The sequence below is a fragment of the Paenibacillus hexagrammi genome (assembly GCF_021513275.1).
GTDB lineage: Bacteria > Bacillota > Bacilli > Paenibacillales > NBRC-103111 > Paenibacillus_E > Paenibacillus_E hexagrammi.
Genome location: NZ_CP090978.1, coordinates 6,153,276 through 6,176,935 on the forward strand (window position 1 = coordinate 6,153,276; position 23,660 = coordinate 6,176,935).

Consider the following 23,660-nt stretch of genomic DNA (forward strand, 5'->3'; position numbering starts at 1 on the left):
GTATCGGATATTGGAAACCAGTTTCGATACAGTTACGATAGAAGAAAAGATGAACTAAAGAATCTTCGAGGTGACTTCATATGGTGCAAGAAGCAGATTATAAAAGAAAATGGTGGAAAGAAAGTGTCGTGTATCAGATTTATCCGAGGAGCTTCATGGATACCAATGGAGATGGCATTGGGGACCTTAAAGGAATTACTTCAAAGCTTGATTATCTACAAAATTTGGGCATTGATGTCATTTGGATCTGTCCGTTCTATAAATCGCCAAACGATGATAACGGCTATGATATTAGTGATTACTATGCGATATCTGAAGAATTCGGGACAATGGAAGATTTTGAACAGTTATTGACGGAAGCTCATCGCAAGGGAATCAAGGTGATTGCCGATCTCGTCTTAAACCATACTTCGGACGAGCATCCATGGTTCATAGAATCCCGTGAATCCAAAGACAGCCCTAAACGAGATTACTACATATGGAAAAAAGGGAAAGAAAACAAGGAGCCCCCATCAAATTGGGGATCATTCTTCGGCGGTTCCGCATGGGAGTTTGATGAAGAATCTGAGGAGTATTATTTGCATATTTTCAACCGAAAGCAACCGGATCTGAATTGGGAGAATCCGCATGTAATAGAAGAGCTTCATCGTATGGTACGTTGGTGGCTTGATAAAGGCTTGGATGGATTCCGTATTGATGCTATCAATCATATCGTTAAAATGGAGAATTTCCCAGATGCAGAAGCGCAAGCGCATGAGAAAATCGTATCCGCGCATCATTTTTTCTCCAATTTGCCTAAAGTACACGATCATATTCAACATCTCCACCGAGAAGTGTTCAGTCACTATGACATCATGACCGTCGGGGAAGCTGCTAACACGGGTCCAGAAGAAGCTTTGCTGTATGTAGATGAAAAGCGGGACGAGCTTCATATGGTCTTTCATTTTGAGCATATTAGCATGGACAATAACAATAAAGGTCTTGAAAGCTGGGAGAAGACGCCTTGGCAATTGTCTCAGTTAAAAGAGATTCTAGATAACTGGCAAACAAAACTTCACGGCAAAGGGTGGAACGCTAATTTTTGGAACAACCATGATCAACCGCGGGCCGTTTCTCGTTTTGGTCATGATCAAGAGTTCCGTGTAGAGTCGGCTAAGCTATTGGCAACACTGACGTTTATGCTGGAAGGCACCCCCTATATCTACCAAGGGAAGAAATCGGCATGACGAATATAAAGTTCAATTCTATTGATGACTATCGAGATAGCGTTACCCATCAATTCTACCGCCTGGCAAAGCAGGAAGGTTGGACGGAGCATCGGATCATGAGCGCCATTCAGCAATCAAGCAGAGATAACGCTCGAACGCCTATGCAATGGAATGGTCAATCTCATGGTGGATTTACAACAGGAACGCCATGGATTCAAGCTAATCCCAATGCGAGTTGGATTCATGTAGAGGCTGCTGAAAAAGACCCCAATTCCATATTGAACTACTACAAGAAACTAATTTCCCTTCGCAAGCAACATCTCGTAGCCGTTTATGGTAAATATGAACTCATTCTCCCTGACCATGCATCCATCCTAGCCTTCACAAGGACTTTAGGAAATGAACAGCTGGTCGTTGTTATGAACTTCTCAGCCACATCAGCACACTTGGAAATCCCTGAGGCGCTAGCTGACAAATCTATTGAATTACTGCTATCGAATGTAGAGTCAAAACCGAATGAAACGTTGGTTGGGGATCGTCTTCGGCCTTATGAGTCAAGAATTTATGTAAGGGAGGTCGTACCATGCTGACGAAATATCCATCAAAGGGATCTAAGGGTGTACGATTTGTTTATTATACGGATACTCCAGTTGAAAGTGTTGCTCTAGCAGGGACTTTTAATAATTGGAATGGCGATAGAAATTACATGAACAGAATGGAAGATGGGTCAGGTTGGGAGATCGAATTACCTATTCTGAAGGGGAGACATCTCTACAAGTTCGTGGTGAACGGGGAAGATTGGATCGTTGACCCGCTTAATCCCAGCATTTCGGAAGATGCGCAGAATAACTCTGCGATTACGGTTACTGAAGATGGTGATGTGCTGATCCGATCAAATGAGATTTCAAAAAGCAATCCGGGGTATATGTATGAAAACTTTACAGCTCTTTCTAGTCCGGAATGGCTTAAAAAATCGGTTATTTATGAGCTTCATCTCCGCGCTTTTATCGAAAACGGCTTTCGAGGGCTGGTCGATAGACTCGACTATTTTAAAGAAATGGGAATCAATACGCTTTGGCTGATGCCGTTTAACGAAGTGGGACATGAACGTAGGATTGGTACATACGGTGATCCCTACGCGGTAAAAGATTTTTATTCGATAGATCCACAATTCGGAACCAAAGATGATGTGTTGTTATTTATGCGAAAAGCGCATACGAACGGGATTAAGGTTATTCTGGACTGGGTCTTGAATCGCGCGAGCAGGGATCATATTCTGACAGGAAGCAATCCGGAATATTTTACGCATAATGAAAAAGGCGAGATCTACTATGATGTACCTAATCGCGATTATTTCGCCGGTCTGGAATTTAGCAGCCGCGACATGAGAAAGTATGTCATTGAAGCTATGAAGTACTGGATTACGGAGTTTGATTTTGATGGAATTCGGTTGGATGATTCGGATATTACGCCTTATGATTTCCTAACAGAGATCAAGCTAGCCCTGCAGGAAGTAAAAGCTGATCTCATCCTGATCTCTCAGTCCTACGATGAATATCATCATCTTGAGTCCTGTGATTTGACCTATAACGGTAGTCCTCGAATCCTTATTGGTCAGATGATTGACCGAACGATTACACAGACTGATTTTATAACGATTTATAACTCATTCAAGTATAGCTTTCCTAAACATGCGCTGAGGATGAATTGGCTGGAGGACAAAGAGCAGTCTAGAATAGGCAAATATTTAGGCGCAGAGCAAGCAGGAGCTGCTGCTTCGATCTTACTAACGCTCGAGGGCGTTCCCCTCATCATGATGGGACAGGAGTTTAATGAGAATACGATGGAAACATGGACGTCTTTATTCGAAGAGTATAAGCTCAATTGGGATTCGTTTGATACAAGGATATTCGAGCACTATAAATTCCTGATCCGCCTTCGAACCAATGAGCCGGCATTTTGGGCTGGCGAACTAGAGTTCTTACCTAACTCGAATAACAGGCTGTTGTCCTACATAAGGAAGCATGAAGGCGTCAAGTTTTTGATTATCGTTAATTTGTCAGAGGATCGTGTGCTTGTTCAGTTTGATCAAGAAAAAGAAACCCTGGCAGACGAATTTATCAAAGATAGGAGTAATTTGCTCTATCGCACGGGAAGCGACGAATCCTACGCTGAGGAAAATGGTTCAGCATTATGGGTGAACAGCTACGAAACGATCATATATAAATTGGGTGGAAGTTTGAAAAAGGATATGGCAAGATCATAAATAAAAATCTGCGAAGGGCATCCACATGGGTGCCCTTTTACGGGTGACTTTTTGTTCATATAAGCGCCAAAGCATATCTGGGAACATGGGGTTGCTCCGATTATTGCGCCAGATGGGTTTGGACGGTACGATGGATCATTGAAATTGGAACGAAATAAATTATCAATCTACAGTCAAAATACAGATTTCTATGATATCTTTTCTCTGGGGTGATATGTATGGGCATACGAATTCTGCTTGTCGAGGATGACGAGCATATAGGTAATACCGTCAAAACCTTTTTAAGCGAAGCCGGATATCAAGTAGACGCCTGCATAGACGGTGAAGAAGCATATCATAAATTTTTAAATCAAATGTACCAGCTTGTCGTTCTCGACGTTATGCTGCCCGGTATGAATGGCCATGAGCTTTTACGGGAGTTTCGCAAGCTAAATCATACGCCTGTACTGATGTTGACAGCTCTTTCGGACGACGAAAACCAAATCAAGGCGTTTGACGCAGAAGCGGACGATTATGTGACAAAGCCCTTCAAGATTCAAATTTTGCTGAGACGTGTTGAAGCTCTGCTCCGGCGAAGCGGCGCGTTGGCAAAAGAAATCCGCTACAATAAGCTGACGCTTCTGCCGGAGGATTTCAAAGCAGTCTACGGCGGCGTGGAACTGCCCTTGACACTCAAAGAATTTGAAATCCTTTTGTTATTGGTTCAAAGCAGGGGCAGGACGTTGTCTCATGAAGTCATCTTATCGCGCGTGTGGGGCTATGATTTTGATGGCGACGGGAGCACCGTGCACACCCACATTAAAAACCTGCGGGCGAAGCTGCCTGAGAATATCATTCAAACGGCTCGCGGCGTAGGTTACCGATTGGTGGGAGAAACGCTATGAAGAGAAGCGGAATATTCATCAAAGTATTCTTTTACACCATCATTTTCTCGGCGTTCTTGGTCGGCTCGACGGCTGTCCTGTTTTCATCGCAGATTATGTCCTATTACTCAGGAGCCCAACTCCAAAAATCAGCGCCTCTTACAAGCAATTAATTGACCAGTCACAAGGGAATGCCGACATCACGAAGATAGCGAAACAGTTTCATGATCGAAACCAATCTTTTCAGTTTTATATCGCTGACGCAGGCGGCACCATCGTTTATGTAACACCTGACGCTGATCCTTCCACCTATTTGGTCGGCATGAAGGCCGATAGCGAGAAATCATCGTTCATGGTCTACCTTGGCAATGGCTATATGCTCCACGTCTTCAACGACGACGTATTTTCATTGATGTACGGTAATTTGATTGATCGTACGCTTGTTATGTTTGCTGCTATGCTTGCCTTCTGCGTCATAGGCGCGTTTATCTTTGCTCAGCAGTTGACGAAACCCATCAAAACTTTAGCGGATCATACAACCAAGATGGCGAATCTCGAAGAAGTCCCGCCCCTGCCGGAGCGTAATGATGAGCTTGGGATATTAGCCCGCGACGTTCATTCCATGTATGAAAGGCTGAAAAAAACCATTTATCAATTAGAGAACGAACTCCTGAGGGTGCGCGAGTTGGAGGAAACAAGGCGGTATTTCTTCTCAGCGGCTTCCCACGAATTAAAAACGCCTGTCGCGGCTACAAGCATCTTGCTGGAGGGAATGCTTGAACATATAGGTGACTACAAAGACCATCCCAAATACCTGCGCGAATGCATGAAGATGATGGATTCACTGAGTAAAATGATTTCCGATATTCTGGAGATTGTCAGTCTGAATAATGGGAGAATTGTCCCTGTTCCTGAAACATTGGACATCAGGTGTACCGTCGAGGCCATGCTGGCCGACTTCCATACGTTGGCTGAAGGTAAGGGCCAGCGTATTGTTACGGAGCTGCCTGACGGGCAACTCTGCCTTGCCGACCCTAAATTGTTGAAAAAGGCGCTTTCAAACGTCATTTTGAATGCGGTGCAGAACACGCCGGATGGCGGTGAGATTCGGATATGGAGCGAGCCCGCCGCAGACCGATACCGCCTTTGCGTCATGAACATAGGCGTGCGAATTGACGATTCTGTTTTACCTAAGCTGTTTGACCCGTTTTATCGAGTGGACCAAGCGAGGAGTCGGAAAGGCGGACGAAGCGGCTTGGGACTGGCGATTGTCCGTAAAACGTTGGAATCCATGAGCGTTGACTTTGCTTTAGAAAATACACCGGACGGTGTTCTGTTTAGGATGAATTTGCCGAAGATAACATCCATCCTAGTCGGAAAGGAGATCCTATGAATAAACGGTCACGAATAGAAACGGTCTTGTTATATGTTGTATTCATTGGTTACATCATTTTGTTAATGAAAATATTGTTGTTATCGAGAGTTTCGATTTTGGAGATCTTTCATAGCCAAAGGACTTTCGTAAGGTCAATCAATTTGATTCCGTTCTATAGCATAAGTGAATTTATATCTGGCAGCTCTGCTAATCTAAAAATTTCGCTTTTGCCAATGTAGCTGGCAATATACTTATTTTTATACCCCTTGGTGTATATTTATCATTATTTAAGAAGAATAGAAGAGCAACAATCAATCTGTTATATATATGTATAGTGAGTTTATCTGTTGAAATGTTTCAAGGGCTTTTAGGCATAGGGACAGCAGATATCGATGATAGTATTCTAAATGGTTTAGGCGGATGGGTTGGTATTTTAGGATATAAGTTGTTACTACTGATAGTACGAAATGAGAAGCATGTACGAACCACAATCACCGTATTATCTGCTGTCGTGGGATTACCGGTTATCTACTATTTCTTATTCGTGATAAAAATGAGATTCTGAATTTCTTTATCGTGGGAATTCTTTTGATATGTGGATGTAATGAGACATCTACATCTATTCCAGCATTATCGACTGCACCTTTTGAACATATCGGGTGCTGTAATTCTACTTGCTTTCCGCTTTTATCACCGCGCTGTCGTGTTACAGCTTCTGCTCCAGTACATTTCTCGTGATTCTGGTGACAAACTTTCTTGGAAAAAAGCGCGGCGCTTGGGTGAGCAGCCAGTTTCGGAAGCCGGGGACAATGTATTTTTTTTTGCTCATCAACGCTTTATATCCAATTTCAGCAACGGTTTGCGGACTCATGAGCATTTTCGGATCGGCAACCTTTTGACCAGCCATCTTGGATCTTCGGAAAAAGTCTGTTTCCGTGGCCCCGGACACAATGCGGTGACGCTGACCCCTGTTCCTTGCAGTTCATTCGCCACGGCTTCGGTGAGGGAGAGAACGAATGCTTTAGAAGCGGAGTAGTTGGCACTGAGCGGGCAAGGATAGAACGAAGTGGTCGAACCTATATTCAGTATGTGTCCGGACCCGCGTCTCACCATGTCTGGAAGAAAGAGCATCATAAGGTGGGAGAGCGAATGGACATTGAGCTGCAGCATCTCGAGCTCTGAGCTTACGTCTTGTTCATGTAGTAGTCCGAAGGAGCCAATCCCTGCATTGTTGATGAGAACGTCGATCACGATGCCTAGCTCTTTCAGTTGTTCGTGTAGGAAGATGGGACCGGCACTCTGTGCCAGGTCAACGGGAATTGTAATCGGAGAATGCCATAGTTGTCCCTCAGCTGCTGAGCAATACTGCTAAGCTTCTCTTCGTTACGGGATGCAAGAATGATGTGATCATTCTTTTTGGCGAACAATTCAGCGAATGCCTTGCCAATGCCGCTAGAAGCGCCTGTAATCAAGACGGTTTTCATGTCACGGATGCCTCCTTAAATTATAAAATATCTAAAGACCAAATAACTAATTATCTAATTATTTGGTTATTTAGTATGAGAAGAAGGGGCCTCATTGGGCCTCGGCAGTCTTCATCTCGATGATACATTCCGTTGTTGCGAGGAAATCCTTCAGCTGCTGCACAGGTCCTTCGATATCCAGGCAGTAATAAATCTCGGTAGCTATTTTGGTAGAAGTGACGAGTTTGGCTTGTTTTAATATCTTGAGATGATGGGAAATAGCGGACCGGGACATCGGCGATCGTTCGACGATCTGAGCTACGTTGAGTGAATCGTGCTTGGTTAGCATCATAATAATATCTTGTCGGACAGGGTCTGCCAGGGCAAGGAAGATCGGGCTGCATTCCCTCAGTTGCTGATGGACGAGTGTCTCAAGTTGTGTCGAATTAGGGGCTTGCATCGGTGCATCGTCTCCAGTTTGTTATCAGCTAAATAACCAAATGTTTGGTTATTTAATCATATTCCGTATTAGCAGTAAATGTCAAGGAAATCCTTTATCTGTGTTGTGAGAAAAAGCGATTTTCTTGCATGTCGATCTCCCCCTACTGCACCAAACCTTCCAAATCCGGCTGCAATTTGTTCCGCAGCACATACAGCATGCCGGCGCCGACAAGGAATGCGACGGTATCGGCGATGACAAGCGACCAGACTACTCCGTGGAAGCCGTTCATATGGTTAGCGATAAACAACACCGGAATGAGAGTAATTCCTTGAATAACTGACATAATAAATGCGGCGGTTCCTTGCGCTGTTGCTTGGAAAATCCCTGTGAACAAGGTGGTCATGCCTGTGATGAACAAGGATAAAAACGTCACATGCAGGATGTAGCTGCCCATTTCGATTAATTGCGGGTCATTTGTAAATAAGCCAATTAAGTGGCTGGAAATCAGATAGACGATAACGCCGAAAAGGGCGGCTAACCCTACAATTGCTTTGATCGTAAAGCCAATGGTTTGCTTCATACGTAATTTATTCGCTGTAAAAGAGAAGGCAATGAGCGGCACAACTCCCTCGCATAAGCCCATCAGAATAAACTCAGGAAATTGCAGCAGACGTGATGAAATTCCGTAAGCGGCTACGGCCTGATCCCCATATTCGACAAGGAAATGATTGAAAATAAGCGACATCGCCCCCAAGAAGATACTCATCACAAAGACAGGAACTCCGATTTTGAATACATTGCTCAGAATGTTCCTGGTGACCTTGAACCATTTTATGGACACTGTTAAGAATGGACTCTTTAGTCCCATATGGAAGACGTAGAATGTACTTGCAACCAGATTAGAAATGACGGTAGCAGCCGCAACGCCGATCACGCCCCAATGGAAGACGAAGATGACTAGGGCATCGAGCATGATATTCACGACGACGCTGAGAATCATACCGGTCATGGATGTGATAGCCGCGCCCTCGGAGCGCACGATATTTTCCAGGGTGAAGAATAGTACGACGAATGGTGACCCGATCAGCATCATGGTGACATAGTCTTTTGTGAAGCCGAAGGAGTCAGGCGTAGCCCCCAGGCCATGGACGATGAGATCGATCATTGGGAGACCGATGGCCATGACGATGAGACCTAGAATGATGCTGCTGTAAAAGGCGAAGGAAGATACGTGTTTGACATCGTCATATTTCTTTTCTCCGAGTAATCGGGAGATGAATGTGCCGCTGCCCATGCCGATCAAGTTGCCTAACGCCATGATGATCGCGAATAAGGGCAAAGTCAGTGCAAGTGCGGTTAGCATAGCGGTATCGCCCAGCGTACCAAGGAAATATGCATTCAAGATGGAATAGATGACACTCATTGACGTGCCTAGCATCATCGGTACAGCGAAGTGGGCGACGGCTTTTGCGATAGGAGCTTTTTCAAAGTAATGGAGGTTTTCTGTATCCATGCGAATCCCTGCTTTCTTTTTTTGGTTGTCTAACAGTGTTAGTTTGAACCTTACAGTGTTAGATGATATCATGAACGTATGTACCTGTAAAGCAAAAACTTACACTGTTAGATAAAAGGGCGGATTAAGATGAAAAAGCAGCAGCCTCAGATTTCGGAGGATAAAATATTGGAAGCTTCTTGGGAGCTTCTTGGGGAAGAGGGCATCGAGAAATTCAGTATGAGGCGATTGGCCGACAGGCTTGGGATTCAGGCTCCCTCCCTGTACTGGTACTTCAAGAGTAAGCAAAGTCTTTACCAACGTCTGGCCAATCAGGTATCGAAAATCATACTGGAGGAGTTCCACTCCGAGGGAGACTGGAAGGAGCAGCTGACGGGGATGGCAGTAACGGTACGGAACGTGCTCACCCGCTATCCCTGTTCCACGCAGCTCATGATGATGACGCTGCCTCACGAACCGGACATCATCCGATTTACCAACCGTATGCTGCTTTGTGTGGAATCGACGCCGCTTGAGCAAGAAGAGAAGATGCAAGTGGTCACTACGCTTGTCAACTATGTCTTCTATTTTGTTCTGGACGATTATCAGCATGAGCGCAATGTGTCCGCGATTCTGAAGGAGCAAGAAGACCTTCCGGGAGAGGAAATGGCTCGTCTACTAGACTCCATGAGTGAGGCGGATGCGGGGCTGTTTCGGAGGATGTTCAAGAACGGGCTGTTCGAGCTGATGGGGACCGATCGGGCGTTTGAGTTCGGCTTGAAGGTCATTCTGTTGGGGATTGAGCAGGTAATCAAGGAGCAGGAGAAGTAGGATGGGGAGCATGGAAGTCGGCAGGCACAAACCAGAAAACGGTATGGAGGACGTCTTACATTGCCGCAATTTATGTTAAAATAGGGAAAAACGCACCAACCTATGCTAAAGGTTAAAAGGAGACTGCTATGAGTGAGGCGGCACTAGATTTGCAGTTATTGGATAGTTTGAAGCCGGGGCTGACATCGTTCTGCTATAGGATGCTTGGATCCATTGATGACGCAGACGATGCGGTTCAGGAAACCTATATCCGCGTTTGGCAAAGTTGGAACTCATTCAGGGAGGAATCCTCACACAAAACGTGGATTTATCGTATCGCTTCCAACTTGTGCCTGGACAAATTGAGACAAGCCAAGCGCCGTACTCTACCTGTTGACTTGACCGATCCGGCCGACTCTATTATCGCGCCCCGCGAAACATTGCCAAATTCCACATGGATATGGGTTGCTCCTGATTTTGGAGAAAACCCTGAAGATGCTTTCATTCGCAAGGATACCCTCCAACTCTGCTTTATTGCGCTCTTACAAGTCTTACCTCCCCGGCAACGGGCTGTCCTTATTTTGAAAGATGTATTCGAATGGTCCTCTAAGCAGATTGCGGAAGCTTTAGCTATGTCGCCAGCAGCTGTTAACAGTGCGTTGCAAAGAGCTAGAGAAACGATGAACCAAAACAGACTCCGTTCCGACGAGCTCAGCAGAATGGAGGCCGAACCTGATCGTGAGCTGCTGCTGCGGTATGTAGATGCTTTTGAACAGTTTGATGTTAATGCGCTAGTGGAGTTATTCCATGAGGAAGGCTGCATGTCTATGCCTCCTTTTGAAATGTGGGTGCGCGGCAAGGATGATTTGCACAAGTTTTTTTCACTTACGCGCTTTCATTGCGAGGGATCGCGCTTTATACCGGTAACGGTGAACGGTGGCTATCCGGCTTTTGCGCAGTATATGCCGAGTCCTGAAGGGTCCGCATTGGTCCCTTGGGGGATTCACGTGCTTGAAGTCAAAGAACAGAAGATACTCCACGTACAAAATTTTATCAATACCGAATTATTTTCCCGATTTGGCCTTCCGGAGCAAATGGACCGATGAATTTGGAATTCGGATGACGTCTATATGATTGAATAACAAAAACACGATCATTTTGAGAGAGGTGTCTGTTTAAAATGGAAACAAATCATCCGACGAAAGTAACTGTTCAAGCTGTCATTCAAGCTCCTGTTGATAAGGTATGGAGCTATTGGACGGAACCGGTTCATATTACAAAGTGGAATCAACCCTCACAGGATTGGCATGCGCCTAGGGCAGAGAATGACTTGCGAGCTGGTGGTGAGTTCCTGACCAGAATGGAAGCGAAGGATGGCAGCATGGGGTTTGATTTTGCTGGGGTATATGATGAAGTGAAACGGCATGAGCTGATTTCGTACACCATCGGTGATGGGAGAAAAGTCGAAATTCGTTTTATCGACCAAGGCAGCGAAACGAAGATCGTTGAAACATTTGATGCCGAAAGTATGCATCCGGTTGATTTCCAGCAAGCGGGCTGGCAAGCGATACTGGACAATTTTAAAACATATACAGAACAATCCTAGGAATAACACTGGGCGCCCAATGGGGCGCTTTTACTTTTCTTTACCGGTGTTCACCGATGTTTCGATCATGGAAGAGGATAACTGCATGCTGTAACGATTTAGAATGGCATCGATCTATTAGGTTTCGTATGCCGTTTTTTTGTGTTGCAATATACAGTTTAACTGTATATAGTGTAACTATATAGTTTGACGATATATAGTTGGGCGGTATAAGGATTTATTGACAATCAGGAGGATCAACCATGGAAAGAGATCGACAGCTGCCGTTGACCGAAACCGTATATTACATTCTGTTGGCTGTCATTGAGCCAGCGCACGGTTATCTAATTATGCAGAAGGTGGAGGAGCTCAGCGGCGGGCAAGTTCGGATGGCTGCGGGTACCCTCTATGGGGCAATTGAGAATTTGGTAAAGCTGAAGTTCATTCAGCCTGTGGCCAGTGAAGACAGCCGACGCAAAGTGTATGCCATTACTAATAAGGGTTTGGATATTCTGCGCCTTGATCTTGAGCGAATGCAGCACATGATTGCTGTGACTACAGATCGATTGAAATAAGAACGGAGGGACTGCACTTGAAACAATTCAAGTTCTTTACTAACTTCGATAAGGAAGAAAGCTGGCTGAATGATATGGCAAGCCAAGGATATCGATTTACAAAGAAAACATTGTTCGGTTATGAATTTGAACCTGGAAAACGAGAGAATACCGTGATTAAAATGGATTACCGCATCTTTAAACATCAGGAGGATTTTGAAGATTACTGTGCTTTATTCGAGGACAGCGGCTGGGAACATAGGAGTGGAACGAAGAGCTCGGGATATCAATATTTTTATAAAGCAGACGAACATGGAAGCGAAGAGATATTCTCAGATGTCCATTCCAAGGCCGGTCGGTATAAGCGGTTGTCGGAGATGTGGGCGACATTGGCTTGTGTGTTCATCCCTATATTGGCGGAACTCATTTCCACAGGCTCGATAGACCCGGGGGTACTGGTTAATCCGAAATCGCTGTATTATACCCCAGGACTATGGCAACTAAATGGAATGACTTTCTGGAGGGCCTTTCTCTTCGAAACACCATTCGCTTTGGGTAGAGGATTCATCTGGCTTTTCCTAGTATGCATGATAGTGATGTACCTTTACTTCGCAATGAAGGCAGGTAAACAATATAGAAAATCAAAACAGGAGTAAAGGCGGCTACAGCACACCTCCCATTTTCCAATCACTAGGACCCACGTCCAAGCCAATCCGAATTCCTTTCATATACTAGTTTGGAAGACTAGTTTACAAGACTAGTTGGAAAGTCTAGCAGGGAAAGGATGGATGGGGAGTGACGAGCAGTCAGGACTTGAGTGAAGCGGGTCCGAAGGTGCGAACTGCGGCCGTAATCGGGCTTGGGTATGTTGGACTTCCGCTGGCTCTACATCTGTTGAGTAAGGGCTTTCGAATTGTGGGCTATGATGTGGACAGCCGGAAAATTGCTACGCTGCAAGCAGGCAAGAGCTATATTGCCGAAATTGAGGATGCGTCCATTCAGGAGGCGCTATCGACGCAAAGGCTGGTAGTGACGGATCGATATCAAGATATGGAGCAGGTAGATGCCTTCATTGTGTGCGTGCCTACCCCGCTAAGTGATAAGGGCACGCCGGAATTAAGTTATTTGACGCAGGCTGCTGCCGATATTAGCCAACTGGTTCCCCAAGGGAAGCTAGTTGTTCTGGAGAGTTCAACCTATCCGGGTACAACGAGGGAGGTTGTCGCTCCGATTTTGGAGAGCACTGGCTTAACGATCGGTCAAGATGTGTATTTGGCGTACTCTCCAGAGAGGATTGACCCCGGCAACAAGGATTACCCTTGTCACAAGATTCCGAAGGTTGTGAGCGGGATGACGCCGTCCTGCTTAAAGCGGGTTGAGGAGCTTTACGACGGTGTGTTTCCACACATTCATTCTGTCTCTTCGGTGGAATCCGCCGAGATGGCGAAGATCATGGAGAACGCGTATCGGTTGATTAACATCTCCTTCGTGAATGAACTGGCCATCATGTGCGATGAGATGAACTTGAATATTTGGGAGGTCATTGAGGCTGCTAAGACCAAGCCCTTTGGGTTCTCCGGATTTTACCCGGGACCTGGGATCGGGGGGCACTGTATTCCGGTAGACCCTATTTATTTGGAATGGAAGCTTCAGCAGCTTGGATTGAGCTCGGGCTTCATTCAGCTGTCGCAGTCGGTCAATCACCGGATGCCGCACTATATAGCCGGCCAGGTTCAGAAGCATCTATCTACAAGGTCCCTTCAGGAGACCAAGATACTGGTCTATGGAGTGGCTTATAAAAAAGATATCGCCGACCCGCGGGAGTCATCAGCGCTGGAACTTTTGCAAGTTCTCCACGACTTGGGAGCTAACGTCGTCTATCACGATCCATATATCCCGAGTGTAAAGGTGGGACATACAGTATGGAACAGTGTGGAGCTAACCCCAGAGCTCTTGGATGAAACCGATGCTGTGATTCTGGCGACAGACCACTCCTGCACACCTCTTACGCTGATTCTCGAACATGCAGAACTTGTATATGATACGAGAAACGTCACACATGGCTCCGAGGGGATGGGAAAGGCAAGAGTTGTCCGCTTAGGAGGCGGGGGTACTGTTTAAGGAAGGTTGAAAAAGGACCGGCCGATGGCCGGTCTTTACAGTTTGTGATGCCATTTGCCAAAATCGAGGGCGACCTTTCCGGTCATTCTCGCAATTTTGGGTGCAAGAATAACGGCGTTTACTCCGGTAGAGATGAGGACCAGGTCAAAGGAGCTCCTTAAGGCTCGAATTCGCTTGAGGGTTCGGGGAATCTGGTTGTAATGGGTGAATTCGATCGTTCCGACAACCTTTAACCCCCATTTTCGTGCTAAAATTGTTCTAGTTTGCTTAGCATCCTTGCTGATAAGAAGAATACGGCGTCTCCTCAGCAGCCTCCAGAACTGTTGATCCCGCGGAGCATACCGGTTGATGCAGGCATCGCACGTCAAGCGGGGGGAGAGTCGGAAAAAGGAAAACACGGCGTTCGTCAGAGAACGCTTCAGATGCCGCGGCGCGCGAATCAAGCCGTCCTTTGGCGATAGGACGCCTACGACGGATGCGCTCCGAATTCCGGCCACCATCTGATTGCGCAGCCGAAGGTTGGGCAGGGTTACCCCCTTTTTCCCACGGTTAGCTTTCTTGGCCCAAGGCTGCTGTAATACTCGTTTTGTCGACCAAACGGAGCCTTGCGCCAGACAAATATTCTCACCATCTCCGATTCGAACCAGGGAGAACGGTCGTTTGTGATCCAACGCATATTTGATTCTCGCATAGGTCTGTCCCCGGGTTAAAAGAGTCGGCACTCCATCATCGCTCCCTTTCCATATCATATCCCTTTATCATATTGGTCCTGCCCGCTGATCGTTTGGGTGTGGCTTTCTTCATTACGTAAATCCGCTCCTATCCTTATATCTGAACCTTCCTGAAATCGCAGGAATAACATATAGTTCAGGATAAAACGGTCGAAGAAGGGGGTTGGAATGTGAAAGGAACGAAGCGGGGGCAGATCAAAGCGGGGATCACGGTCATTACCGTCACGAATAAGCCCGACTTTATGAAAAATCTCTTTCGCAATTACCGTCATCAATCATGGAGACGCCGAGAGTTAATTATTGTCTTAAATCAAAAGGGCATGAGTCCCGCCTCCTACCTTGCTTATGCGAAACGATTAGGAATACGCGCCTCCGTGTATCAGCTTCAAGAGAAGGCCTCCTTAGGGGAATGTCTAAATTACGGTATCCGGCGAGCCCGATATAAGTATATTGCGAAGTGCGACGACGATGATTATTATGGACCCGCTTACTTGGCGGAAGCGATTCGTACAGCGGAGCGAACAGGTGCGGATGTGGTTGGAAAGAACCAATTCTACATGTACATGGTCAAAACAAAGAAACTTCTCCTATTGAGAATGCACAGGAACGATGCCGTAGCCGGAGCGACACTGGTATTTCGAAGAGCACTTTACCCAGCTGTAAAATTTCGAGCGATGCGCGCAGGGTCGGATATGAGATTTCTTATAGATGTTCGGAAGCGAGGAGGCCGGGTACAATCGACGAGCCATCGTCATTTTGCGACCAATCGGCGAGCGGATCAATCCAGACATACCTGGAAAATTAATCGGAATACCATGCAGAAATTGCAGGCAAAGATCATCCAAAAGACGGAGAGTTATGAGAACATTGTGCGAGGCGTTGAGTCTTGAAAGTATCGTATTTATAAAGAGAGAAGCGGCCCGCCTTCCGATCAGGAGCAGCGGGTTTTTTAGTCTGCGTAGCAGTAGGGAAAAGCTATACATCTTGTTAATTCCGGTCAGTTTCGGCTAACGCTACCTTCTATTTCGCCAAAATATTGCTCAAATCGTGATGCTCCGGGATATAGGCGTTCACATGACTTTGAAATTCTACATATAAAAATAGGTAATCATTATAATGCAGATCTTTTCATATTGAGGAGAGGTCCATGATCATAATAGAAGGCACCAGAGAAATCGTCTTTGGAGAAGGTACTCTGTCAGAGCTTGAACTCGCTATTTTTCAAAAAAAGAAAGCAGCCTTGTAGAATATCGGTATGATACCGTATATTCCCTGTTGTTTGAACTGTATATGCGTTCACAGATTGTGAAGTCTGCAAATGAACTGAGTAAAGCCGGTGTCTACTTTGCGGATTTCAAAAAAACGGTAGGTAACCCGATATACTGGCGCGTGACGAATCAAGGGAGGCTTCAGTTGAAGAGGGGGTGGCTCCACAATATGCAGTAAGGGATATCTTTAGAAATGGTGATTCCTACGCATTCGAATGTTCCATGGCTGTAGTAGTCGTGTTATACAAATCCATATTAGAATCTATTGATCCAGGAATTTTCGATATCATGTTCGCGGATCTTTTATTATTTGATTGGGATTCCAACACCAAATTGCATCTGATTGACCGAACAAATAATGAGGAAGCCGTAGGGGGGGATGTGCTCTATTTTGAAAACCCGGATGTAGAACCATTGCTGCCCTGGTGGAAAGGGGAAAATGTCATCATGATGGAGAACGATCTCTATTATGGACACGGGCATGGTCTCGGAATGACCCCCGGGGATGCGATCATTAACTTTCTGAATAAACACAGGATATTTGGCAGTACGAAATCAGCATTCCTGTCAGATCGTTATGTTTATCCAGATTTCTCTTACTTTTCGAGATTTCAAAGTCGGTTACGAAAGAGACCTATGATTGCGAAGGTAGGGGGAAGAATTCACGTTTGGAACATCTAATTTTAACATATTTTTCTAATAATAATTTTTTCTGGACATAAGTCGCAAGCTGAAATTCTTGCATATGATGACGTATGCCTACTCCAGAAAGGGGAAAGAACATGACGAAACGTAATGTATCAACGGAGGATAACCTTCCTTTGTATCAAGCTGCATCCAGGACGGAGAGCCTCCAACCAATTCAACATATTCAACCAGCCCAAGCAGTCCAACCAGTTCAGCAAATTCCGGCATTGACAGGAGATAACCTGCCTATCTATCAGCAGCCTTCTGTAGCGCCTGCAGCACAGTACCCAACGCATCCACTCTACCAACATATTCATTACGAACACCCACATCATGTATATCATCCGCATCACATATATCACCCACATCTTGTGTATCATCCACATCACATGTATCACCCACATCATGTATATCATCCGCATCATCATGTTAATCATCATACTTACCATCCTCATCACCATCACGTCTATCATGTAAGTTACCATCCAATGCACCACCATGCCGTCAACTATCCGCATCCTCATTACACACATCAGCATCCCCAGGATCCTCCACATGTAGAGCATCATCAAACAGCAAAAACCCACCACCATCATTACCACTCAAATAATTAACTAAGGTCCCCTTCTAGCAAGAGTTCTCAAAGGAACTTTCTGCTTAAGGGGGCAATTTGTCAATGTTCATCCATCTTTCTCTTATTCAATCACAAGGATGCTATATTCGTCATTTTGGGCCATTATCTGTATGCTGTACATGCTGTCTTCATTAATCTTGATGGAATTGCGGCGAAAGCTTTAAGAAGATCATGAGCTGCTCAAATACAATCTTAATAACCTAGGAAAATATTCATCAAGCATAGGAATTTGATACAATAAAATTAGCAAAATTGTCATTGTGGTGTAGGCGTTCTTGAAGCCGAGGAAGTAGGGGTTGGGCGAATTTGTGCGTGAGTGGTGTTCGCTTGCGGATTGGCACCGCTTGCCGATAGACAGAACGGGCACTATCTTCGGCAGAATCAGGAGCTGACCCGAAGGCTTGGCATATATGTATTTTCATCGAAAGGCGTGAGCTTGTGACGGACAAACTTCCACAACAAGATTCCTATGTATGGGGCATGAATCGAGCGCTGGAGTTCATTCAAGCCAATTTAGGGGAAGCAATTACACTGGAGGATATTGCAAAAGAGGCCTGTTTGTCCAAGTTTCATTTTCATCGAATATTCAAGATGGTTACGAAGGAAAGCCTAGGGCAATTCATCCAGCGGCTGCGTGTTGAGAAAGCGGCGAACACTCTCTGTAACGGTTCGGCAGCCTCACTAACGGAAATCGCCCTACACTGCGGGTATGCTTCGTCCGGCTATTTTAGCCGTGCATTTAATAGCCATTTTGGTATGAGCGCCTCTGCCTTCCGTGGACTATCGCCCAGCGAGAAGCACCAATTTCTCCAGGAACGCATGCAAGGACTACCCCTAGTCAAAAGCCCTCTCCAAACGGTTGATCGTTTGGATGTCTGCATGGAAGAGATTCCTGAGCTGCATGTAGCTTATGTTCGCAAATGTTATATGGATCTGCAGGAGGAGCCGGTAATTATCCACCGGATGTTTGACTACATTACCGCATGGGGCCAATCAATGGGGCTCATGGCAGAATCGACTCGCGTGCTTGGCATTATTTATGACAATCCTTATCAGACAGCTCTATCGAACTATCAATATGATGCCTGTATCACAGTGCCGGTTTCCACTGCTGCAGAAGGTATGGTGGGGACGAAAACAGTGGCTGGAGGCAGGTATGCCATCTTGAAGCTGCGAAATGTGAAACCATCCAAGCTTGAAGGCAGTATTTATACGTTACTTCTCGAATGGCTGCCTAAGTCCGGATGCCGCATCGACGATAGACCGATCCTGGAGTTCTATTATGGGCCGCCTTCGGAATCCGGCTTTACGATGGATTTCTGTATCCCGGTCACGACGGACCGAATATAGCAAGATTGTGCAAATCACAAGCGGAGCCCCTCCTTACAATGAAGGTTGGAGGTGGATGTTATCAAACAAGTGATGATTGTACTAATCTTCATGATGATGCTCGCAGGGTGCAGTACTGCCGGCAAAACCATGCCAGCTGGGCAGCAGGAATCTCCCAAGACGGGGACGGCCCATACGGAGATGCCTGACACAGGAGCAGGCACTAGGGGTACACCAAGCACGAATACGAGCACGCCCGGCAAAGAAGCAGCAATTATGGAGACGCAAAGCGCGGGGACAGCCAGTAAGGTAACGCCTGGTACGGAGAATGCCACCAAGCAGGGGCTTGAAGCCTCGAAGACCGAGGCGGTTACTTTTACAAGTAAAGCCTTAGGAAAAGAGATGAGAATGAAGGTCTATCTGCCCAAGGGGTACGGCGGTTCCAAGAAGCTTCCCGTGTTGTATGTGATGCATGGCATGCGGGATGACGAGAATACGATTCTGATGTTCACCTCAGCGGCGGATAAGCTGATTGAAGCGGGGAAAATCAAACCGTTAGTCATCGTGGCGCCTTATATCGAGAACAGCTTCGGTTCCAATACCGGCAAAGAGCTTTCCCTCTACAACGTACCAGAAATGGGTGTCTCCTTGAACGTTGGCATGTATGAGGATTACATCTATCAGGATGTCATTGGCTACGTCAAAGAGCATTACAGCATTGATCCCTCCAGAGAGGGTCAGTATATCGGAGGCATCTCCATGGGCGGTTACGCTGCGCTTCACCTAGCCTTCAAGCATCCTGAAGCTTTCAGTAAAGTGGGTGGACATAGTCCCGCCCTATGGTTTGAGGGAGGACCCAGGGATTGGCTCTACCCGAACGAAGAAATCATGAAGGCGGACGATCCTGTCTATCTGGCAGCCCATCAAGATTTAAAAGGGCTGAACATTTATCTGGATTGCGGGGACGAGGACGGCTACGGATTTCAAACGAGTACCAAAAGGTTGAATGACCTGCTGACTCAGCACGGCCAGCATGTACAATACCAGCACGCTCCTGGCGCCCATGATATGAGCTATTGGGGAAGCCAGCTGCAGAACTACTTGTTATTTTATAGCCCGGTGAACGAGTGAAGGATGATCGCATAATTTTATAGCGCGCCAAAAATGCCAATTACCCGATTGATGCTGGGTAATTGGCATTTTTGGCATACTGCTAGCCAGAGTATCCGCAGCCAAACTGCTACATCAAAGGCAGCTGCACGTGGAACGAAGTCGTTTCATTCTGCACACTCTTGGCAAATATCTTCCCTTTATGCTGCTCTACGATCGATTTGGCGATCGCGAGTCCCAGACCGTGACCGCCGCTGCTGCGGGAGCGGGACTTGTTGACGCGGTAGAAGCGGTCGAAGATCCGCTCCAGATGCTCAGGCGGGATGCCCTCGCCGCTATTGGTAACGGTAAGCACAGCGTCGTTGTGCTTTTTGTGCAGGGTCAGGCTGACCGCCCCTCCTGGTGCGTTGTATTTGATGCTATTATCGAGCAGAATCATGACAATCTGCTTGATTTGCTCGCTGCTGCCGCGGACAGTCAAGTCAGGCTGAATGTCGTAGGTAAGCGAGAGGTTTTTCTCAAACAGGACCGCTTCCATGGTCAGAATGACGCTTTCGACGGAATCACTAAGATTGAAGCTGCTGAACATGATGGAGTCTCTGGACTCTTCCATTTCAGTTAGGTACAAAAGGTCATTGGTCAGCGTCTTCATTCGTTCCGTCTCTGATTTAATATGGTGCAGCCATTTCGACTGATTCTCGATCGTGTCCTCTTTATTGGCTAGGAGCACATCAGCGTTGGTGGCGATTACAGCCAATGGCGTTCTTAGCTCATGCGAGGCATCCGCGATGAATTCCTTCTGCTTATGGAAAGCCTCCTTGACTGGTGCAATGGAGCGATTGGCAAAGTACCGGCTTGTTAAGTAAATGACGATCAGCATGACCAGTCCAACGATAGAGAAGGTGTACACAAGCGTCGTAAGGATGTCTACCTGTGCGGTTACGTCCAAGATGACAACGGAGTTGCCTGTTATATTTTTTTGCACCAGATAGGCCCAGATGTTGCCATCTAGACTGAATTGACCCGTTTCTGCGTTACCGGAGGTTGCTTGCTGGATAGCTGCTTGGTAGAAGTCCTGATCCATGTCAAAGTGGGACTTTGCCGCTGTAATATTCCACTGGGCATCTGTTTGTAGCAATATGGCCACCGCGCGTTCCGGAGGAGGACCTGCTTGATTGTTAGCTCCCGGTGGACCGCCGCCGTCAGGCGGATGAACGCCCTTTTTGCCATCAGATTTCATATAGGAATCGGCGACCCGATGCAGGTCCATATCGATACCGCCGTGAACATTTTGATAGGTGAAGATGTAAATAGAAGCGAAGGATGCCAGCATGATGAAGGTGATGATAACTAAGTTCAGTAGAAGGAATCGGTTCCGCAGCTTATTGAACATCAGCCTGTCACCTCCAATACGTAGCCCACGCCTCGAATCGTGTTGATCCGAACGGAAGCGCCCAGGAAGTTGAGCTTTTTCCTCAAAAAAGAGATATATACCTCCACATTATTGTGCTCCACCTCTGAGTCGAAGCCCCAGAGCTTTTCGATGATTTGTTCTTTGGAGGTCACTGCCTGCTTCCTGGTCATCAGCAGCTCCAGCAGCTCGCTCTCTTTAAGAATAAGCTTCAGCTCCTTCCCCTTGCAGGTTAGCTTAAGCGTGCCTGTATTCAGCTCCATATCCCCGAATTTGAGTGTATCATCCGCGACAACCTCGCCTTTGCGGCGCAGTGCCGCCCTGATTCTGGCGAGTAATTCCCCCGTAGAGAACGGTTTGGCTACGTAATCATCAGCGCCGTAATCCAGTCCCGCGATTTTATCGGAAGTATCTCCTTTGGCCGTCAACAGGATGACAGGAGTAAAAATCCCTTGGTCACGAATCGTCTTGAGCATCGTAATGCCATCCATTTCAGGAAGCATAATGTCCAGCAGAATCAGATCATAAATGCCGCTTAACGCGTTATCGAGTCCGGATTGGCCGTCATGGACGGTATCCACGGAATAGTTTTGTTGTTTCAGGATTTGAGTCAGCGCTTCCGCTAAATGCATCTCATCCTCGACGATTAATATTCTCATGTTGAACTCCCCCTTGGTGCTCATGGTCTCCTATTTCGCTTGCATGTCTTCATTATAGGGCTCAAACCTTTAATCAAACTTAATCATGGTTATTCGATTGAAATAAAAGCTTCTAAGGTGATAACAAACTGTCTCTTTTATTTAAGTTTCGTTAAAGGTTGAAGCGGTACGATACAGACATGAAGCAGCGAGCAAGTCACAAGAAAAGAAAGGGGCGAGACCTTTATGGCGATCGAAGTATTCAACCGATACGAAAATAAATACCTGATGGATACCAAAGCCTTTTACGCGATTTATAATCAATTACTTGCATACATGGAGCTCGACGAATACAACAAGAACGATAAATTTTATTCGATTAGTAACATTTATTACGATACCGAGCACGATTCCTTGATTCGAAACAGCTTATCTAAGCCCAAATATAAGGAAAAGCTTCGGATCCGCGCTTACGGGGTTCCTAAGCAGGATGCTAAGGTCTATCTGGAACTGAAGAAGAAGGTATTCGGGCTGGTGAACAAAAGAAGAACCGCGCTCATGCTGAATGAGGCTTATGATTTTGCCGTCACAGGACGCGCTCCGGAGCTCAAGCCCTATATGAACAAGCAGGTCGTGCAGGAGATTGAATATTTCCTGGAAAGGTATGATTTGAAGCCTAAGGTGTACCTGACTTACGACAGGATCGCGATGTTTTGCAAGAACAACCGGGATTTGCGGATTACCTTTGATACGAATATCCGGTCCAGACGGTATGATTTGAAGCTGGAACAAGGTGATTACGGCGAGCAGCTGCTCAGCCGCGGACAATGGCTCATGGAAGTGAAGGCGGAGAAGACGATTCCGGTCTGGCTGTCCAAAATGCTATCTGAGCATCAGATGTACCGCACCAGCTTTTCGAAATACGGCAATGAATACAAAAAAATGCGAAATGAAAGACTCGCAGGGGAGAGGATTTTACCATGTTAGATACTTTACTGGCTTCGGCCCAAACGGTCACGGACCTTACACTGGCTCAGGCGCTAACAACTATTCTAGTTGCATTCGTGCTTGGCGCGGTGATCAGCTTCACTTATATGAAAACCCAGCCTATGTATAATCAGAGTTTTACGCTGACCATGATTGTACTTCCAGCTATTATCGCCGTCATTATTCTGCTCATCGGCAGCAACATTGCCCGGGCGTTCAGCCTTGCGGGAGCCTTCTCGATTATTCGCTTCCGAAGCGCGCCTGGCGACCCCAAAGACATTTCGTTTGTTTTGTTCACGATGGCAGCGGGTCTTGCTTGCGGTGTAGGAGCGTTTGGATATGCAGCACTGTTCACGATAGCTCTTTGCGTGTTGATGTTTGTCCTCAAGACTGTCAAATTCGGTGAAAAGAAAACTTCACAGAAGTTGCTGAAAGTTACGATCCCTGAAAATCTAGGGTATGAAGAAGCATTTGATGAGATTTTCAAGAAATTCAAAATCAACTATGAGCTTAGAAAAGTAAAAACAACCGAGCTAGGCAGCTTGTATGAGCTGGTTTACCTCGTATCCATCGATCATGTTACCAACCAGAAGGAATTCTTAGACGCCATTCGATGCAGAAATGGAAACCTGGATATTAGCTTAACCATGAGTCCGACCGTTGCGGAATATTAAAATAAGAGAGGA

22 protein-coding genes and 3 pseudogenes are annotated in these 23,660 nt (G+C 46.2%); 17 read left to right on the plus strand and 8 right to left on the minus strand.

The features are described from left to right. Positions 1-80: 80 nt before the first annotated feature. The 5 genes and pseudogenes from L0M14_RS28260 (at position 81) to L0M14_RS28285 (ending at position 6,277) form a co-directional block, all read left to right on the plus strand. Positions 81-1,798 (plus strand): annotated as a pseudogene (locus L0M14_RS28260) (glycoside hydrolase family 13 protein). Beyond that, entirely contained in the window at positions 1,792-3,474 is a 1,683-nt protein-coding gene (locus L0M14_RS28265) for an alpha-amylase family glycosyl hydrolase (RefSeq protein ID WP_235119715.1), read from the plus strand. The pseudogene L0M14_RS28260 and the gene L0M14_RS28265 overlap by 7 nt, the downstream one beginning before the upstream one ends. A 218-nt stretch (positions 3,475-3,692) precedes the next feature. Further along, entirely contained in the window at positions 3,693-4,358 is a 666-nt protein-coding gene (locus L0M14_RS28270; RefSeq protein ID WP_235119716.1) for a response regulator transcription factor, read from the plus strand. Beyond that, positions 4,355-5,730, plus strand: a pseudogene (locus L0M14_RS28280) (ATP-binding protein). Before L0M14_RS28270 ends, L0M14_RS28280 begins: the two are co-directional and overlap by 4 nt. A 241-nt stretch (positions 5,731-5,971) precedes the next feature. Beyond that, positions 5,972-6,277: a VanZ family protein gene (locus tag L0M14_RS28285; protein ID WP_235123058.1), complete on the plus strand. Its 306-nt coding sequence runs from the start codon at positions 5,972-5,974 to the stop codon at positions 6,275-6,277. 302 nt (positions 6,278-6,579) lie between these two features. Here the strand turns inward: L0M14_RS28285 and L0M14_RS32125 are convergent, their stop codons facing one another. The 4 genes from L0M14_RS32125 to L0M14_RS28305 all read right to left on the minus strand — a co-directional run bounded on the left by L0M14_RS32125 (position 6,580) and on the right by L0M14_RS28305 (position 9,130). Then, the gene (locus tag L0M14_RS32125) at positions 6,580-7,038 is read right to left on the minus strand and encodes an SDR family NAD(P)-dependent oxidoreductase (protein ID WP_350340529.1); all 459 of its coding nucleotides are present in this window, start codon (positions 7,036-7,038) and stop codon (positions 6,580-6,582) included. Continuing rightward, positions 6,978-7,196 carry an SDR family NAD(P)-dependent oxidoreductase gene (locus L0M14_RS28295; protein ID WP_235119723.1) on the minus strand — a complete coding sequence of 73 codons (219 nt, stop codon included), beginning with the start codon at positions 7,194-7,196 and terminating at the stop codon, positions 6,978-6,980. The genes L0M14_RS32125 and L0M14_RS28295 overlap by 61 nt, the downstream gene beginning before the upstream one ends. 91 nt (positions 7,197-7,287) lie before the next feature. After that, positions 7,288-7,635 carry an ArsR/SmtB family transcription factor gene (locus tag L0M14_RS28300; protein WP_235119725.1) on the minus strand — a complete coding sequence of 116 codons (348 nt, stop codon included), beginning with the start codon at positions 7,633-7,635 and terminating at the stop codon, positions 7,288-7,290. Between the two features lie 142 nt (positions 7,636-7,777). Next, positions 7,778-9,130 (minus strand): MATE family efflux transporter, encoded by a 1,353-nt coding sequence (locus tag L0M14_RS28305; protein ID WP_235119727.1) that lies wholly within the window; start codon positions 9,128-9,130, stop codon positions 7,778-7,780. A gap of 129 nt (positions 9,131-9,259) precedes the next feature. Here L0M14_RS28305 and L0M14_RS28310 point away from each other — a divergent pair, with 129 nt between their 5' ends. From L0M14_RS28310 to L0M14_RS28335, 6 genes are all read left to right on the plus strand, one after another. Then, positions 9,260-9,940, plus strand: a complete 681-nt coding sequence (locus tag L0M14_RS28310) for a TetR/AcrR family transcriptional regulator (RefSeq protein ID WP_235119728.1) — start codon at positions 9,260-9,262, stop codon at positions 9,938-9,940. A 128-nt stretch (positions 9,941-10,068) separates the two neighbouring features. After that, positions 10,069-11,025 carry a sigma-70 family RNA polymerase sigma factor gene (locus L0M14_RS28315; protein ID WP_235119729.1) on the plus strand — a complete coding sequence of 319 codons (957 nt, stop codon included), beginning with the start codon at positions 10,069-10,071 and terminating at the stop codon, positions 11,023-11,025. 74 nt (positions 11,026-11,099) lie between these two features. Continuing rightward, positions 11,100-11,525, plus strand: a complete 426-nt coding sequence (locus L0M14_RS28320) for an SRPBCC family protein (RefSeq protein WP_235119730.1) — start codon at positions 11,100-11,102, stop codon at positions 11,523-11,525. A 242-nt stretch (positions 11,526-11,767) separates the two neighbouring features. Continuing rightward, the gene (locus L0M14_RS28325; protein ID WP_235119731.1) at positions 11,768-12,079 is read left to right on the plus strand and encodes a PadR family transcriptional regulator; all 312 of its coding nucleotides are present in this window, start codon (positions 11,768-11,770) and stop codon (positions 12,077-12,079) included. 17 nt (positions 12,080-12,096) lie between these two features. Next, the gene (locus L0M14_RS28330; protein WP_235119732.1) at positions 12,097-12,714 is read left to right on the plus strand and encodes a DUF2812 domain-containing protein; all 618 of its coding nucleotides are present in this window, start codon (positions 12,097-12,099) and stop codon (positions 12,712-12,714) included. Positions 12,715-12,853: 139 nt separating this feature from the next. Next, positions 12,854-14,179 carry a nucleotide sugar dehydrogenase gene (locus tag L0M14_RS28335; protein WP_235119733.1) on the plus strand — a complete coding sequence of 442 codons (1,326 nt, stop codon included), beginning with the start codon at positions 12,854-12,856 and terminating at the stop codon, positions 14,177-14,179. Between the two features lie 35 nt (positions 14,180-14,214). Here the strand turns inward: L0M14_RS28335 and L0M14_RS28340 are convergent, their stop codons facing one another. Continuing rightward, positions 14,215-14,901 (minus strand): GT-D fold domain-containing glycosyltransferase, encoded by a 687-nt coding sequence (locus tag L0M14_RS28340; RefSeq protein WP_235119734.1) that lies wholly within the window; start codon positions 14,899-14,901, stop codon positions 14,215-14,217. Positions 14,902-15,080: 179 nt separating this feature from the next. Between L0M14_RS28340 and L0M14_RS28345 the strand changes: the two genes are divergently transcribed. Continuing rightward, positions 15,081-15,800, plus strand: coding sequence for a glycosyltransferase family 2 protein (locus tag L0M14_RS28345; protein ID WP_235119735.1), 720 nt, complete (start codon positions 15,081-15,083; stop codon positions 15,798-15,800). Positions 15,801-16,185: 385 nt separating this feature from the next. After that, positions 16,186-16,859 (plus strand): annotated as a pseudogene (locus L0M14_RS28350) (protein-glutamine gamma-glutamyltransferase). A 252-nt stretch (positions 16,860-17,111) separates the two neighbouring features. Here L0M14_RS28350 and L0M14_RS28355 read toward each other — a convergent pair. Further along, positions 17,112-17,267 (minus strand): hypothetical protein, encoded by a 156-nt coding sequence (locus L0M14_RS28355; RefSeq protein ID WP_235119736.1) that lies wholly within the window; start codon positions 17,265-17,267, stop codon positions 17,112-17,114. Between the two features lie 670 nt (positions 17,268-17,937). Here L0M14_RS28355 and L0M14_RS28360 point away from each other — a divergent pair. Together L0M14_RS28360 and L0M14_RS28365 are read left to right on the plus strand one after the other, a co-directional pair. Then, positions 17,938-18,849 (plus strand): AraC family transcriptional regulator, encoded by a 912-nt coding sequence (locus tag L0M14_RS28360; RefSeq protein ID WP_235119737.1) that lies wholly within the window; start codon positions 17,938-17,940, stop codon positions 18,847-18,849. A gap of 72 nt (positions 18,850-18,921) precedes the next feature. Continuing rightward, entirely contained in the window at positions 18,922-19,959 is a 1,038-nt protein-coding gene (locus L0M14_RS28365) for an alpha/beta hydrolase (RefSeq protein ID WP_235123059.1), read from the plus strand. A 109-nt stretch (positions 19,960-20,068) separates the two neighbouring features. On the opposite strand, the gene L0M14_RS28370 is transcribed toward L0M14_RS28365, so the two are convergent. Then, complete coding sequence (locus L0M14_RS28370; protein WP_235119738.1) at positions 20,069-21,331, minus strand: sensor histidine kinase; 1,263 nt, start codon at positions 21,329-21,331, stop codon at positions 20,069-20,071. After that, positions 21,331-22,008 carry a response regulator transcription factor gene (locus L0M14_RS28375; protein WP_235119740.1) on the minus strand — a complete coding sequence of 226 codons (678 nt, stop codon included), beginning with the start codon at positions 22,006-22,008 and terminating at the stop codon, positions 21,331-21,333. The genes L0M14_RS28370 and L0M14_RS28375 overlap by 1 nt, the downstream gene beginning before the upstream one ends. Before the next feature lie 225 nt (positions 22,009-22,233). Here L0M14_RS28375 and L0M14_RS28380 point away from each other — a divergent pair, with 225 nt between their 5' ends. Continuing rightward, positions 22,234-22,974 (plus strand): polyphosphate polymerase domain-containing protein, encoded by a 741-nt coding sequence (locus tag L0M14_RS28380; protein ID WP_235119741.1) that lies wholly within the window; start codon positions 22,234-22,236, stop codon positions 22,972-22,974. Next, on the plus strand, positions 22,968-23,648 hold the full coding sequence (locus tag L0M14_RS28385; protein WP_235119743.1) for a DUF4956 domain-containing protein: 681 nt from the start codon (positions 22,968-22,970) through the stop codon (positions 23,646-23,648). Before L0M14_RS28380 ends, L0M14_RS28385 begins: the two co-directional genes overlap by 7 nt. The last annotated feature ends 12 nt before the right edge of the window (positions 23,649-23,660 follow it).